Here is a 13,691-nt window from a genome sequence, read left to right on the forward strand (position 1 = left end):
TGCTTGTGGGTGGGTGTGAAGGTGGCTTTCGCTGCTCGCATACCCGGTTTGACGCAGGCGAAGAGCTGGAATTTGCCCGCGCGGTTGAACATGGCGCGCGATTGCCTTTCGCACCCGGCCGGAGCGACGGCCATCATCGATCTGAACGGCGGTGACCGACGCGAGGTCAGCTATGGTGAACTGGCAAGGATGACGGACACCATCGCGCGTCGGTTGTTGCAGGACGTGCGTCCCGGCGACCGCGTCGGCGTCTTGCTGAGCCAGTCACCCTGGTGTGCGGCCTCCCACCTTGCGATCTGGAAGATCGGCGCGATTTCGGTTCCGCTGTTCAAATTGTTCAAGCATGACGCCCTTGCCAGCCGGATCGACGACGCGGGGCTGACCCTGGTGTTGACCGATATCAAGGGGGCCGCGCAACTGGGCGATCTGGCGCGACCGCTCATAGCGTCTGATTGCGGCTTGGAGGGCGAGCAGGTCGGCTATGCCGAAACAGGGCCAGATGATCCGGCGATCCTGATCTATACCTCGGGCACCACGGGCAAACCCAAAGGGGCACTGCACGGGCATCGCGTATTGACCGGGCATCTGCCGGGCGTTTCAATCAGCCACGATCACCTGCGCGAGGGCGATTGCCTGTGGACGCCCGCGGATTGGGCCTGGATCGGCGGGTTGTTCGATGTGCTGATGCCGGGGCTGATGCTGGGGATACCCGTGGTTGCTGCACGGCTGGACAAGTTTACCCCCGAAGCGGCGGCTCAGGTCGTGGCCGACGGCGGTGTACGGAACGTATTTTTCCCGCCGACCGCGCTGCGCATGCTGAAGGCGGCCGGGCAGAAAATTCCGGGCTTGCGTTCGGTAGCAAGCGGGGGCGAGCCCCTGGGCGCTGAAATGCTGGCTTGGGGGCGCGAGGCATTCGGACTGACGATCAACGAATTCTACGGCCAGACGGAATGCAACATGACCGTCTCGTCCTGCGCGGTGGATTTCCCGGTTCAGCCCGGCTGCATCGGGAAACCGGTTCCAGGACACGAAGTGGCGGTGATCGATGCCAACGGCATCTCTACGACTGATGAGGGCGATGTTGCTATTCGTCGAGGTTCGGCCTCCATGATGCTGGAATATTGGAACAATCCCGAAGCCACTGCCGCGAAGTTCCGCGAAGACTGGCTTGTCACCGGCGATCGCGGAAAATGGGAAGGCGATTACCTGCGCTTCGTCGGGCGTGAGGATGACGTGATAACCTCGGCCGGCTACCGCATCGGCCCGGCAGAGATCGAAGACTGCCTGATGACCCACCCGGCGGTGGCCACGGTCGGCGTCGTCGGCAAGCCCGACCCGCTCAGGACAGAGATCGTCAAGGCCTATGTGGTCCGCAAACCTGGATCCGGGGTCACGGAGTCCGAACTTCAGTCATGGGTGAAGGAGCGCCTCGCAAGCTACTCTTACCCAAGGGAAATAACCTTTCTTGGCGAGCTGCCGATGACCGTTACCGGCAAGGTGATCCGCAAGGAATTGAAGCGCCGCGCCGCGGCAGAACAGGAGGCCCAAAAGTGAAGCTGTCGTCCAAGGCCATGCCCGCATCCGAGGCGTTCAGGGAAAACCGCGCCGCCCATCTCGACGCGCTGGCGCAGATATCCGAGGCCGCCGAAGCAGCCCGCCAGGGCGGCGGGGAAAAATCGCGCGCGCGCCATGAAAGCCGTGGCAAGATGCTGCCGCGCCGACGGGTTGCGAACCTGCTCGACCCCGGTTCGCCATTCCTGGAAATCGGCGCGACTGCTGCCCATGACATGTACGGTGGCGCTGCGCCCTGTGCCGGTGTCATCGCCGGGATCGGCCGGGTCGAGGGGCAGGAAGTGATGGTGGTCTGCAACGACGCCACCGTGAAGGGCGGCACGTATTACCCGATGACGGTCAAGAAACACCTGCGGGCCCAAGAAATTGCGGAGCAGAACAACCTGCCTTGCATCTACCTCGTGGACTCGGGCGGGGCGAACCTGCCGAACCAGGACGAAGTGTTCCCGGACCGTGACCATTTCGGTCGGATCTTCTTCAACCAGGCGAACATGTCAGCCAAGGGAATTCCGCAGATCGCCGTGGTGATGGGGTCCTGTACCGCAGGCGGTGCTTATGTCCCGGCCATGTCCGATGTGACGATCATCGTCAAGGAACAGGGCACGATCTTTCTTGCCGGCCCGCCCTTGGTTAAGGCAGCGACCGGCGAGGTGGTGAGTGCCGAGGATCTGGGAGGCGGCGACGTTCATACGCGGCTTTCCGGCGTGGCAGATTACTTGGCCGAGGATGACGCCCACGCGCTTGCGCTGGCACGCCGTGCCGTCCGCTCGCTCAACCGCCGCAAGCCGCAGACCGTAGACTGGCAATCGCCTGAAGAGCCGGCATATGACCCAGACGAGATCCTCGGCGTCGTTCCGGCGGACCTTCGCACGCCCTATGACATTCGCGAAGTGATCGCGAGGCTGGTGGACGGGTCGCGCTTTGACGAGTTCAAACCGCGCTTTGGCGAGACGCTCGTGACCGGTTTTGCGCATCTCAAAGGCTGTCCGATCGGGATCATCGCCAACAACGGTGTGCTGTTTTCGGAATCTGCGGCCAAGGGCGCGCATTTCGTCGAACTGTGCAGCCAGCGTAAGATACCGCTTGTGTTCCTCCAGAACATCACCGGCTTCATGGTCGGCCGCCGCTATGAAAACGAGGGGATCGCGCGACACGGCGCCAAGATGGTGACCGCAGTGGCCACGACCAAGGTGCCGAAAGTTACCATGTTGGTCGGCGGCTCTTTCGGTGCGGGCAATTACGGCATGGCCGGGCGGGCCTATTCCCCGCGCTTCCTGTGGACATGGCCCAACAGCCGGATCTCGGTCATGGGGGGAGAGCAGGCAGCCGGCGTTCTGGCGACGGTCAAGCGCGACGGCATCGAGCGCACAGGCGGCACCTGGTCGGCCGAAGAAGAGGCCGAGTTCAAGCGCCCCACGCTCGAGATGTTCGCGCACCAGTCGCACCCGCTCTATGCCTCTGCCCGGCTGTGGGACGATGGGGTGATCGACCCACGCAAGAGCCGCGACGTGCTGGCCCTGAGCCTGAGTGCCGCGCTGAACGCTCCTATCGAGGACACGCGTTTCGGCGTGTTCCGGATGTGAGCGCGCACATGTCTGTGAAAGGGTTCATCATTGATCCGAGTGGCCCAGAGTTTGACACGGTTCCGCCATGCGAACGAACGGGCTGCCACATAGGCTTCGGTCATGCGCAATCGCAGGATCATCCCCTTCAGCCGCGACTATCGCCGCGAGCGCAAGTTCGACATGGGCCTCTCCACATTTGGGCGGCGCCGGAGGCGCGTTGCCGATCCGGCGGTCTACCTGAAGCGGGTGGTGTTCGTATCCGCCGTGTTGCTCATGGCGTTGCAACTGCTGCCCGATGCGGCCATCGCGGTCGTACAGCGGCCCGAACCAAGCAGTTGCAGGGTGGTTTCGGTCGTGGACGGCGACACGGTGCGCATCTGGTGTCCGGCAAAGGGTCTGGAACGGGCCCGGCTGACGGGGTTCGATACACCGGAGGTCTTCAGCCCGAAATGTGCACAGGAATTCGTGCAGGGAACAAAGGCGACCTGGGCGCTTCGCTACATGCTCCTGCAGGCAGGCGAAGTTGCGATCGTCAAACAGGGAACGGATCGCTACGACCGCGCCCTTGCGAAACTCTGGGTGGACGGTTTTCCCGTATCCGCCAAAATGATCGAAAAGGGGCTTGCCCGGCCATATTCCGGCGGAACGCGGAAGGGATGGTGCGGCTGACCCGAGGAGAGGCTGCACATGTTCGATAAGATCCTGATTGCCAACCGCGGCGAGATCGCCTGCCGCGTGATGGAAACGGCCCGCGCTATGGGCGTGAAGACCGTTGCCGTCTATTCCGACGCCGATGCAGCGGCCAAGCATGTCGCGATGGCAGACGAGGCCGTGCATATCGGCGGGGCCGCTCCGGCGGAAAGCTACCTCAAGGGCGATGTGATCATCGACGCCGCGAAACGCACCGGCGCCCAGGCCATTCACCCGGGCTATGGCTTTCTGTCCGAGAACCCGGGTTTCGTGGAGGCTGTAGAGGCTGCCGGCCTGACCTTTGTCGGGCCGTCTGCCGACGCGATCCGCAAGATGGGCCTCAAGGACGCGGCCAAGGCCCTGATGGAAGAGGCCGGTGTGCCGGTCGTTCCGGGCTATCACGGCGACAATCAGGACCCCGAACACCTGTCGGGGGCCGCGGATACGATCGGCTACCCGGTGCTTATCAAGGCGGTCGCGGGTGGCGGCGGCAAGGGAATGCGTCTGGTCGAGAAGCCATCCGACTTTGCGACCGCCCTCGAAAGCGCGCGGGGCGAGGCCAAGACCGCCTTTGGCAATGATGCGGTGCTGGTCGAGAAATTCGTGTCCAAGCCACGCCATATCGAGGTTCAGATCTTTGGCGACGGGACCCACGCCGTGCATCTGTTCGAGCGGGACTGCTCGCTCCAGCGGCGGCACCAGAAGGTGATCGAAGAAGCACCCGCACCCGGCATGACGCCCGAGATGCGCGAGGCCATGGGACAAGCGGGCGTGCGCGCTGCCGAGGCCATCGGTTACAAGGGGGCCGGGACCGTCGAATTCATTGTCGACGCCTCGGAAGGGCTGCGGCCGGATCGGTTCTATTTCATGGAGATGAACACGCGTCTGCAGGTCGAACACCCGGTGACCGAAGCGATCACGGGTGTCGATCTGGTCGAGTGGCAGCTGCGCGTGGCGGCAGGGGAAACCCTGCCCAAGCGGCAGGAAGACCTGACCATCACCGGACACGCGTTCGAAGCACGGCTATATGCCGAGGATGTGCCCAAGGGCTTCTTGCCGGCGACCGGGACGCTCACGCATCTAGAGTTTCCCGCGCAAGCCCGTGCCGATAGCGGAGTGCGCGCCGGTGACACGATCAGCCCGTGGTACGATCCGATGATTGCCAAGGTGATCGTGCACGGTCCGACCCGCGCCGTGGCGCTCGCCTCCCTGGCCCGTGCGCTGGAACAGACGCAGGTTGCGGGGACGGTGACCAACCTTGCCTTCCTCGGGGCGTTGGCACGGCACGAGGGCTTTTTCGCCGGCGATGTCGACACGGGACTGATCGGTCGCGATATCGACAGCCTTTTGCGTGCCCCCGCACCCGAGACACGGCACAAGGCTGCCGCGGCCATGGTTGCGCTGGGTCTGACGGAGAGCGATTGGGATACCGGTTTCACCCTGTGGGCGTCCTTGCACCGGTCGGTTTCGTTGTCGTGGCAAGGAGAGGTGTTGACCGCCGACGTGCAGGTAGACGGAGCGGATCGCCAACGCTGGACGATAGACGGTGACGAGGCCGTTGCCGAGCGCGTGGGCGCCGCATGGCAGATTGACGGCCAGCCGATGCCGCCGGTCGCGCGTGCCGGTTCCGTCGTTACGGTCTTTGACCAGTATGGTCTGGCGTTCGATGTGGTTGACCCGCTGGAGCGTGCCGCAGGTGCCATCGGAGATGGCAACGTGATCGAGGCGCCGATGCCCGGGTTGGTCAAGGCGGTCTATGCCAAGGCAGGGCAGGCGGTTCAGGAGGGTGATCGTCTTGCCGTTCTCGAGGCGATGAAGATGGAGCATTCGCTTCTCGCCGCTCGGGACGGGGTGGTCGCCGAGGTGCTGTGCGAGGCCGGTACGCAGGTAGAGGCAGGGGCGGCGCTGGTGCGTCTGGAAGAGGCATGACCCTTGCCCCGGCCGGGTACGCGTGGCAGCGTTCGTGGCATCCGTATCTGACACGAGTTCAAGCACGAAAGGCGCGGGCATGACCGAACGAGTCGAGATTTTCGAGGTTGGCCCACGTGATGGGCTGCAAAACGAAAAGCGCGAGATCCCCGTCGCGGAAAAGGTCGCTCTGGTCGATTGCCTGAGCCGCGCGGGGTTCAGCCGGATCGAGGTGGCAAGCTTCGTTTCGCCGAAATGGGTTCCGCAGATGGCCGGCTCGGCCGAAGTGCTGGCGGGGATCACCCGTGCCGAAAAGGTACGGTATGCCGCGCTGACACCGAACATGCGCGGGTACGAGGATGCGCTGGCGGCGCATGCGGATGAAATCGCGGTATTCGCGTCGGCATCCGAAGGGTTTTCGAAAGCAAACATCAACGCGACCATCGAAGAGAGCATCAAGCGTTTCGTTCCGATTCTCGAGGCGGCGCGCCACATCGACCTTCCGGTGCGTGGCTATGTCTCTTGCGTGACGGACTGTCCCTATGACGGGCCGACTCCGCCCGAGAAGGTTGCCGAGGTTGCTGACCGGCTGTTCTCGCTGGGCTGTTACGAGATTTCGCTGGGGGACACGGTGGGCCAAGGCACGCCTGACAAGATCGCACGCATGTTGATGGCTGTGCGCGAGGTCGTGCCCGTCACGCGGCTTGCCGGTCACTACCACGACACCGGTGGGCGGGCGATCGCCAATATCGACGCCTCGCTTTCGCTCGGGGTGCGGGTGTTTGATGCGGCTGTCGGCGGTCTGGGCGGGTGCCCCTACGCGCCCGGCGCTGCGGGCAATGTCGCGACCGAGGCTGTAGCCGCACATCTCGAGCGGTTGGGATACGAGACCGGTCTGGATCTCGGGGTTCTGGACGAGGCGGCGCAGATGGCGCGCGCGATGCGAGGAAATGTCAATGTATGAGACGCTGGACCTTTCGGTAGATGATCGCGGCGTGGCGCGGCTGGTGTTGAACCGGGTCGAGAAGCACAATGCGCTGTCAGCGCAGATGATCGCCGAGCTGACGCAGGCGGCGCAAAGGCTGGGTGCTGACGATGCCGTGCGTGTCGTTGTCCTGACTGGCGCGGGTAAAAGCTTCTGTGCCGGTGGTGATCTGGCCTGGATGCAGCAGCAGATGGCGGCGGATCCCGAGACGCGGTTTGCCGAGGCGCGCAAACTCGCCGAGATGTTGCAGGCGCTCAACACGCTGCCCAAGCCCCTGATCGGCGCGTTGCAGGGCAATGCGTTCGGAGGCGGGGTCGGCATGGCGTCGGTCTGCGATGTGGCAATTGGCGTCGATACGCTCAAGATGGGGCTGACGGAGACCCGGTTGGGGCTGATACCTGCCACCATCGGGCCGTATGTAGTGGCCCGGATGGGCGAGGCGCGCGCGCGCCGGGTGTTCTTTTCCGCGCGTCTTTTTGGTGCCGAGGAAGCAGTTGAACTGGGTCTGTTGGCGCGCGCCGTTCCTGCCGAAGAACTGGAAGCAGCAGTCGAGGCCGAGGTCGTGCCCTACCTGTCCTGTGCACCGGGCGCGGTGGCCACATCAAAAGCATTGGTGCGCGACTTGGGCCCGCGGGTCGATGATGCCGCGATCGACGGAACCATTCGCGCCCTCGTGGACCGGTGGGAGACGGGAGAAGCTGCCGAGGGTATCGGTGCCTTTTTCGAGAAGCGCAAAGCTGCTTGGATGCGCTGAGCCTCAGGTCGGCGGAACTTTGGAGGCACAGCCTTAGGTGGCGGTGTGGAAACAGGCTTCGCCCCGGCGCGCGATGAGTGCCGGCACAGGAGGCAGCTCACCCAAAACCGGCATGCGCAGTCCGGTGAACCCGGCTGCGTCCAGCGCCCTTGGCACGTCGTCGATCGTATGACCGCCGAGGAGCGCGAAGAAGGGCAGGCAGATCGCGGTCGTATCGAGCCCTTGTGCGGCTTCCTCGATCGAAGGCTGTTCTTCGACGAAGCCCACGCGCAGCGCAGGCGCGCCGAGTTTTCCTGAAAGGGCCAGCGCGAAATCGTTGGCGACACGTGCGGGATTCCGGCTCCGGCCCGATCCATGAGCGGCCAACACGATCGGCGTTTCAGCTGGTGACTGGTTCCGGTCGGCGATTACCGTGCGCAGGTGATCGGCCGTCAAGTCCGGCAAGTCAGGGTCGACACCGAGAGGGTCGAGAACGGGTATTGCGCGACCGTTGAGGCGGGCGGGCAGGGCGGACGTCACGAACCAGCCTTTGGCCATGAAGAGCGGATAGATCGCTGCCTTTTCCGGCAAGGCGGCGACAGCTGCTTCCAGCCGACCGGGCGCAGCCAGGGTGGCGGAACGGATCGTTAAATCCGAGGTTTCGTTCTGAACACGCGCGGCAAAGCGCGCCAGCGCGGCTTCGGCGGGGTCCGGGTCAGAAGGTTGGCCATGGGCGACGATCAAAAGCTCGGGCATTGCGATCTCCTTATCCAAGCAGCGTCAGCCACATCCAGACGGTGAGGATCGAGGCCCCCGTCGCGATCAGGACGGATGAGGCTGCAACCCTGCGCGCACGGCCATACATGTTGGCGAAGATATACGCGTTGAAGCCGGGTGCCATGGCCGAATTCACCACTGCCGAGCGGAACAGGTCCTGCGGCAGTTTCGAAACGGTGCCGAAAGCCCACACAAGTGCCGGGTGAAGCAGGAGAGAGACGCAACAGACGAACGCGATGGTTCGCAAGTCTCCCTCCGGTCGATACTGCACGAGAACCCCGCCAAGCGCGAAGAGCGCGCCGGGCAGGGCTGCGCGAATGATCAGACCCAGCGCGTCGTCGACGACGTTCGGAAGCGCAAAGCCCGAGATGTTCACGAGAAAGCCCAGGCCGATCCCGATGATCAGGGCGTTCTGGAACATCGCCTTGAGGACCGATCCGACCATCCGTCCGCCGCCTTTGCCGCGATTGCGGACGATCTCCATGACGGTGATGCCGATCCCGTAACAAAAGGGCGAGTGGAAGGCGATGATCGCATAGTTGCCGGTCAGGCTGTCTGGTCCATAAGCCCGTTCGGTGATTGCGAGGCCAAGCAGCACCGAGTTCGAGAAAAGGCAGCAGAACCCGATTGCGACGGAATCCTCCCAATCGCGGTTGAACAGAATGCGCGCGCCGAACAGACCCACGATAAAGCACAGGCCCGCACCGGTGTAGAAACTGGCCAGAAGGCGCGGATCGAAACTTGCCGACAGGTCCAGAGATGCGATTGCATTGAAGAGCAGGCACGGGATCGCAAAATTCTGCGTGAAGCGCATCAGCCCGTCGATATGACCGGGTTTGAAATACCCCGCCAGCGTCGCCGTGTAGCCTGCGCCGATCACGAGGAACACCGGCAGGACAACGTCGATCAGGCTTTGGAACATCGGCGCAGCCTAAAGCGCATAACGGATCACCATGCCGTCATGGGCCGGGGCGATATGGTCAGGCGTTTCGGCCTCGAGTGTCGCGTAATCGAGGTCGATATGCATGTTGGTCAGGACCGCCCGACGCGGGGCTACCTGCTCGATCCATCCCAGTGTCTTGTCGAGATGGGCATGGGTCGGGTGCGGGCTGCGACGCAGCGCATCGACAATGAAACAGTCAAGGCCGTTCAACTCCTCCCACGCGTCGTCATAGATCTCGGCAACGTCAGGCAGGTAGGCAAGATCGCCGATCCGGAACCCGAGAGAGTCTATGGAGCCGTGGTTTACCCGGAACGGACGGAAGGAGATCGGCCCGCCAGGTCCGTCTACTTCGAAAGGGCCGTTAATCGTGTGCAGGTCGAGGATCGGTGGATAGGGCGACTCTTCAGGCTGGATGAATGCATAGCCGAAACGGGAAAGCAGCGCGTTCTGAGTGTCGCCGTCGGCCCATACGGGAACACGCTTGCGCATGTTGAACACGATCATGCGCAGATCGTCGATGCCGTGGACATGATCGGCATGCGAATGGGTGTAGACAACTGCGTCCAGACGACCCGTCCCGGAATCGAGCAGTTGGCTTCGCATGTCCGGCGTCGTGTCGATCAGGACCGTGGTTGTTCCCTCGGGGCCATCGCGCTCCACGAGCATGGAACACCGGCGGCGCAGGTTGCGCGGGTTTTGCGGGTCGCAATCGCCCCATTGTCCGCCAAGGCGTGGCACGCCACCCGAGGAGCCACAGCCAAGGATGGTAAAACGCAATTCACCGCTCATGCTGCCGCCTTGTACGCCGCGGCTTTCGAAAATAGCCGTTCGAAATTCAATTCGGTTTGGGCCGCAAATTCGGCGTAGTCCATTCCGAAAACCTCTGCGCCCTTGCGCGCGGTGTGGGCGCTATAGGCCGGTTCATTGCGCTTGCCGCGATAGGGGGGTGGCGCAAGGTACGGCGCATCCGTTTCGACGAGGATTCGATCGACGGGAGCTGCGGCGAAGATGTCGCGCAATTCCTGGCTTTTCGGAAAGGCGGCAATGCCGGACATCGACAGGTAGAACCCCAGATCGAGCGCGGCGCGCGCCAGTTCGGCACCTGACGAGAAGCAGTGCATCACACAGGAATAGGGCGCGTTGCGAAATTCTTCGGTCAGGATGCGTGCCATGTCGTCATCCGCAGCACGCGCGTGGATGATGAGAGGCAGTCCGCTGCGCTGGGCGGTCTCGATATGAATGCGAAGCGACTGCTTCTGCACCTCGGCGCTCTCGGCGGTGTAGTGGTAGTCAAGACCGGTCTCACCAATGCCGACCATCTTGGGGTGCCGCGTGAGGGCCAGCAACTCGTCGACCGTCGCCATCGGCTCTTCGGCCGCGCTCATCGGATGAGTTCCGGCGGCGTAGAACACCGGAGCATAAGTCTCGGCGATCGATCGTACCGAGGGTTCGTTCCGCAACCGGGTGCAGATTGTCACCATTCGGTGCACGCCTGCCTCGGCGGCGCGGGTGATCAGGGCGTCACGTTCACCATCGAAATCAGGGAAGTCTAGGTGGCAGTGGCTGTCGGTGATGTGCGGTTCGCTCATGTCCTCTGCCCGGCGGTTTGCTCGATCCTGAACACCGTATCTAGGACCAGTGCAGCGGGGTCAAGGTTGACCGCCTGACCGTGTCGCATGCGGCCGGTGATGGTCGCCGCTTCCTCGGCCCAGCGTTTGGCTGCAGCCTGGTCGGGAGACAGGCGTAAGAGGGTTTCCGCTTCGCCCGGCGCCGCCTCGGGCTGGGGCGGCTGGCCCGCCGCACCGGTGCGCGCCAGCCTTGCGAGCAGGATATCGAAGAGCATCAGGGTAAGATCGAACCGTTCGGCCATTCCTCGTCCGGTCGCCCCCTCTGCCAGTTTCAGTGCACGTTGCCGGTCGAGCCGGGGCAGGGAGGCAAGGATACCCACGAGTTCGGAGTACATGCCGAGGCCGCCGAGTGTTGTCAGGCGGATCGCGTCGCCAACCGAACCTGCGGCAAGCGCGGCCAGGTGAGTCGGATCGCCCGGGATCTCGCACCCGGTCTGGGCAAGCGCGTCTTGCAGATCCCCCGGACCGAGCGCGGACAGGCGCAATGCGCGGCAGCGCGAGCGGATCGTCGGCAAGAGCCGGGAGGGTTGGTGAGAGATCAAAAGGATCGTGGTCCGCGCGGGCGGCTCCTCGAGCATTTTCAGCAAGGCGTTTGCGGCGGACACGTTCATTTCGTCGGCGCTGTCGACGATGACCACGCGCCGCCCGCCATCGGCAGCGGACAGACCGAAAAAACGCCCCAGACGACGGATATCATCCACCACGATCTCGTCGCGCAAGCGTCCCTTTTCGTTCACGGTGCGCGTGACAGCGGCAAGCCCCGGCTCAGCACCGGCCAGCATGCGGCGCGCAACGGGATGTTCGGGATCGATGTCGAGCGACTGGGGTGGTGGCGGCGCACCGAAAAGACCGTCATCGGCGCTTGGCGGCGTTGCCAGAAGAAAACGCGCGATGCGCCAAGCCAGCGTCGCCTTGCCGACCCCGCGCGGGCCGGTCAACAACCACGCGTGATGCAACCGGTCCGACGCGAACGCGGTCAGGAACGCCCGTTCGGCGGCACCTTGACCATAAAGCATTGCCGTTTCCCGTGGATGCGGCGCGCCCTCGACCTTGTCGGGCGTCGGGACATCGTCGCTCATCTTCCACCTTTCGACAGGGCGGCCCGTGCGATGGCGGCCACATCCTTGGCCACGATTTCGACATCGCGATTGCCGTCTATCACACGGAACCTGTCTGCATGCTCGCGCGCAAGGTCTATAAAACCGGCGCGCATGCGGCGCTGCAGGTCGGGGCCAAAATCCTCGAACCGCTCCTCGGCGGTCTGTCGTCCCTTGGCGCGCGATAACCCGGTCTCGGGATCCATGTCGATCAGCAGGGTCAGGTCGGGTTCGCGTCCTATCATGAGGCTGTGAAGCTGGTCAACCAGACGCCGCAGATCACCACGCGACAGCCCCTGATACATGCGCGTGCTGTCAGCGAAACGATCACAGATAACGACCTTGCCGGCGGCAAGCGCTGGCGCGATGGTTCTTTCAAGATGATCGCGCCGGGCGGCTGTAAAAAGCAGGATCTCCGTTTCGGCGGACCAGCGATCAGGGTCGCCCTCCAGCACGAGACGGCGGATCTCCTCAGCACCTGGAGAGCCGCCGGGTTCGCGTGTCAGGATCACGTCGTACCCGTCCGACTGTAAAGTGTCGGCAAGTATCCGGGCCTGGGTCGATTTGCCCGAGCCGTCGATCCCCTCGAAGGTCAGAAACAGTCCTTCGCCGGTCACATCGCGCTCGTTGCAGGCCCGTTGATGAGCTGTTCGAGCAGGATGCTCGCCGCCGTTTTCACCCGTACAACAAAGCCGCCAAGTGGCACCTCCTCTGCGGCAACAAGGGGGCGGCGCAGTTCGGGCAGGCCCTCGGGCTTGAGAACGAGTTCAGCGATTTCCTGTCCCTCGGCCACCGGGGCGTTGATTGGGCCGTTATAAACGATCTCGGCCTCGACAGAGCTGTCATTGAGGGCCGGCAACAGGATATTCACGTCTTCAGCAGGTACCAGACCTACCGATTGTTTTGCTCCCATCCAGACGTCGGCCTGCGCGACGGGGGTTTCGGCGTCGGCGACGGTTTTCTCGACGAAGTGGCGAAAGGACCAGTTCACGATCGCCGCCGCCTCCTGTGATCGCGCGGCCTGGCTGGGCAGACCGGAAATGACGAAGATCACCCTGCGGTCGCCCTGTTTTGCCGAGCCGACGAGGCCGTACCCGGCCTCTTCCGTGTGGCCGGTCTTGAGACCGTCCGCGCCGATGCCAAGCCCGAGAAGGGGGTTGCGGTTGAACCTGTTGGCCGGCGAGCGGCCCTTGTAGTCGAATTCCTCTTGCGCAAAGTAGCCATAGAACTCGGGGAATTCCTCGATCAGGTGCTGGGTCAGGATCGCAAGATCGCGCATGCTCATCCGCTGGTAGGGATGTGGCCAGCCAGAGGCGTTTGCAAAGGTCGAGTTTTCCATACCCAGCTGCTTTGCGACCTCGGTCATCTGCCGGGCAAAGGCCTCCTCGGTTCCTGCCAGTCCCTCGGCAACGACGACGGTGGCATCGTTGCCGGACGAAACGATGATACCCTGTATCAACTCCTCGGCGGTTGGGCGATCCAACTCGTTAAGGAACATCGTCGAGCCGCCCATGCCCTTCGCGTTGGAAGACACGGTGAACTCTTCCTGCAGGCCGACACGGCCATCGCGGAGTGCGTCGAACAGCATGTAGAGCGTCATCAGCTTGGACATCGACGCAGGTGGAAGCGGATCGTCCGCGTTCTTGGACAGCAGCACGGTACCGGTGCCCTGATCAATGACGATGGCGGACTTCGCCGCGGTATCATAAGCGGACGCGGGCCAAGCCGTCAAAGCCAGCCCCAAGATGAATGCAATGGTTCGAAGCGAAGACCACACTGGCTTCATCCTCCTT

Annotated in this window: 13 protein-coding genes; 6 read left to right on the forward strand and 7 right to left on the reverse strand. The window is 63.4% G+C overall.

What is annotated here, in order from left to right:
* The first annotated feature begins 21 nt into the window (after positions 1 to 21).
* The 6 genes from ACFORG_RS15965 (at position 22) to ACFORG_RS15990 (ending at position 7,474) form a co-directional block, all read left to right on the forward strand.
* The gene (locus ACFORG_RS15965) at positions 22 to 1,554 is read left to right on the forward strand and encodes an AMP-binding protein (protein WP_386736515.1); all 1,533 of its coding nucleotides are present in this window, start codon (positions 22 to 24) and stop codon (positions 1,552 to 1,554) included.
* Entirely contained in the window at positions 1,551 to 3,155 is a 1,605-nt protein-coding gene (locus ACFORG_RS15970) for a carboxyl transferase domain-containing protein (protein WP_386736516.1), read from the forward strand. Before ACFORG_RS15965 ends, ACFORG_RS15970 begins: the two co-directional genes overlap by 4 nt.
* Before the next feature lie 102 nt (positions 3,156 to 3,257).
* Entirely contained in the window at positions 3,258 to 3,806 is a 549-nt protein-coding gene (locus ACFORG_RS15975) for a thermonuclease family protein (RefSeq protein WP_386736517.1), read from the forward strand.
* Positions 3,807 to 3,824: 18 nt separating this feature from the next.
* Positions 3,825 to 5,756, forward strand: a complete 1,932-nt coding sequence (locus ACFORG_RS15980) for an acetyl/propionyl/methylcrotonyl-CoA carboxylase subunit alpha (protein WP_386736518.1) — start codon at positions 3,825 to 3,827, stop codon at positions 5,754 to 5,756.
* Between the two features lie 79 nt (positions 5,757 to 5,835).
* Complete coding sequence (locus ACFORG_RS15985) at positions 5,836 to 6,699, forward strand: hydroxymethylglutaryl-CoA lyase (protein WP_386736519.1); 864 nt, start codon at positions 5,836 to 5,838, stop codon at positions 6,697 to 6,699.
* A complete protein-coding gene (locus ACFORG_RS15990) occupies positions 6,692 to 7,474 on the forward strand; it encodes a crotonase/enoyl-CoA hydratase family protein (protein WP_386736520.1) in 783 nt (260 codons plus the stop codon). The genes ACFORG_RS15985 and ACFORG_RS15990 overlap by 8 nt, the downstream gene beginning before the upstream one ends.
* 33 nt (positions 7,475 to 7,507) lie before the next feature.
* On the opposite strand, the gene ACFORG_RS15995 is transcribed toward ACFORG_RS15990, so the two are convergent.
* The 7 genes from ACFORG_RS15995 to ACFORG_RS16025 are packed head-to-tail and all read right to left on the reverse strand — an operon-like array spanning position 7,508 to position 13,684.
* Complete coding sequence (locus ACFORG_RS15995; RefSeq protein WP_386736521.1) at positions 7,508 to 8,209, reverse strand: sirohydrochlorin chelatase; 702 nt, start codon at positions 8,207 to 8,209, stop codon at positions 7,508 to 7,510.
* 10 nt (positions 8,210 to 8,219) lie between these two features.
* Positions 8,220 to 9,152: an AEC family transporter gene (locus tag ACFORG_RS16000; protein ID WP_386736522.1), complete on the reverse strand. Its 933-nt coding sequence runs from the start codon at positions 9,150 to 9,152 to the stop codon at positions 8,220 to 8,222.
* 9 nt (positions 9,153 to 9,161) lie between these two features.
* Complete coding sequence (locus tag ACFORG_RS16005; protein ID WP_386736523.1) at positions 9,162 to 9,962, reverse strand: MBL fold metallo-hydrolase; 801 nt, start codon at positions 9,960 to 9,962, stop codon at positions 9,162 to 9,164.
* Positions 9,959 to 10,762 carry a TatD family hydrolase gene (locus ACFORG_RS16010; RefSeq protein ID WP_386736524.1) on the reverse strand — a complete coding sequence of 268 codons (804 nt, stop codon included), beginning with the start codon at positions 10,760 to 10,762 and terminating at the stop codon, positions 9,959 to 9,961. The genes ACFORG_RS16005 and ACFORG_RS16010 overlap by 4 nt, the downstream gene beginning before the upstream one ends.
* Complete coding sequence (locus tag ACFORG_RS16015) at positions 10,759 to 11,880, reverse strand: DNA polymerase III subunit delta' (RefSeq protein ID WP_386736525.1); 1,122 nt, start codon at positions 11,878 to 11,880, stop codon at positions 10,759 to 10,761. Before ACFORG_RS16015 ends, ACFORG_RS16010 begins: the two co-directional genes overlap by 4 nt.
* Entirely contained in the window at positions 11,877 to 12,515 is a 639-nt protein-coding gene (gene tmk / locus ACFORG_RS16020) for a dTMP kinase (RefSeq protein ID WP_386736526.1), read from the reverse strand. Before tmk ends, ACFORG_RS16015 begins: the two co-directional genes overlap by 4 nt.
* Positions 12,512 to 13,684 carry a D-alanyl-D-alanine carboxypeptidase family protein gene (locus tag ACFORG_RS16025; protein ID WP_386736527.1) on the reverse strand — a complete coding sequence of 391 codons (1,173 nt, stop codon included), beginning with the start codon at positions 13,682 to 13,684 and terminating at the stop codon, positions 12,512 to 12,514. The genes tmk and ACFORG_RS16025 overlap by 4 nt, the downstream gene beginning before the upstream one ends.
* Between the last annotated feature and the right edge of the window lie 7 nt (positions 13,685 to 13,691).

Origin of the sequence: Lutimaribacter marinistellae (assembly GCF_042648365.1) — a bacterium.
GTDB lineage: Bacteria > Pseudomonadota > Alphaproteobacteria > Rhodobacterales > Rhodobacteraceae > Lutimaribacter_A > Lutimaribacter_A marinistellae.

Bases quoted from the DNA above. Each gene is read 5' to 3' on its own strand.
- ACFORG_RS15975 (WP_386736517.1), top strand. From the start codon at position 3,258: ATGCGCAATCGCAGGATCATCCCCTTCAGCCGCGACTATCGCCGCGAG.
- ACFORG_RS15980 (WP_386736518.1), top strand. From the start codon at position 3,825: ATGTTCGATAAGATCCTGATTGCCAACCGCGGCGAGATCGCCTGCCGC.
- ACFORG_RS15990 (WP_386736520.1), top strand. From the start codon at position 6,692: ATGTATGAGACGCTGGACCTTTCGGTAGATGATCGCGGCGTGGCGCGG.
- ACFORG_RS15995 (WP_386736521.1), bottom strand. From the start codon at position 8,209: ATGCCCGAGCTTTTGATCGTCGCCCATGGCCAACCTTCTGACCCGGAC.
- ACFORG_RS16000 (WP_386736522.1), bottom strand. From the start codon at position 9,152: ATGTTCCAAAGCCTGATCGACGTTGTCCTGCCGGTGTTCCTCGTGATC.
- ACFORG_RS16015 (WP_386736525.1), bottom strand. From the start codon at position 11,880: ATGAGCGACGATGTCCCGACGCCCGACAAGGTCGAGGGCGCGCCGCAT.
- ACFORG_RS15985 (WP_386736519.1), top strand. From the start codon at position 5,836: ATGACCGAACGAGTCGAGATTTTCGAGGTTGGCCCACGTGATGGGCTG.
- ACFORG_RS16010 (WP_386736524.1), bottom strand. From the start codon at position 10,762: ATGAGCGAACCGCACATCACCGACAGCCACTGCCACCTAGACTTCCCT.
- ACFORG_RS16025 (WP_386736527.1), bottom strand. From the start codon at position 13,684: ATGAAGCCAGTGTGGTCTTCGCTTCGAACCATTGCATTCATCTTGGGG.
- ACFORG_RS16005 (WP_386736523.1), bottom strand. From the start codon at position 9,962: ATGAGCGGTGAATTGCGTTTTACCATCCTTGGCTGTGGCTCCTCGGGT.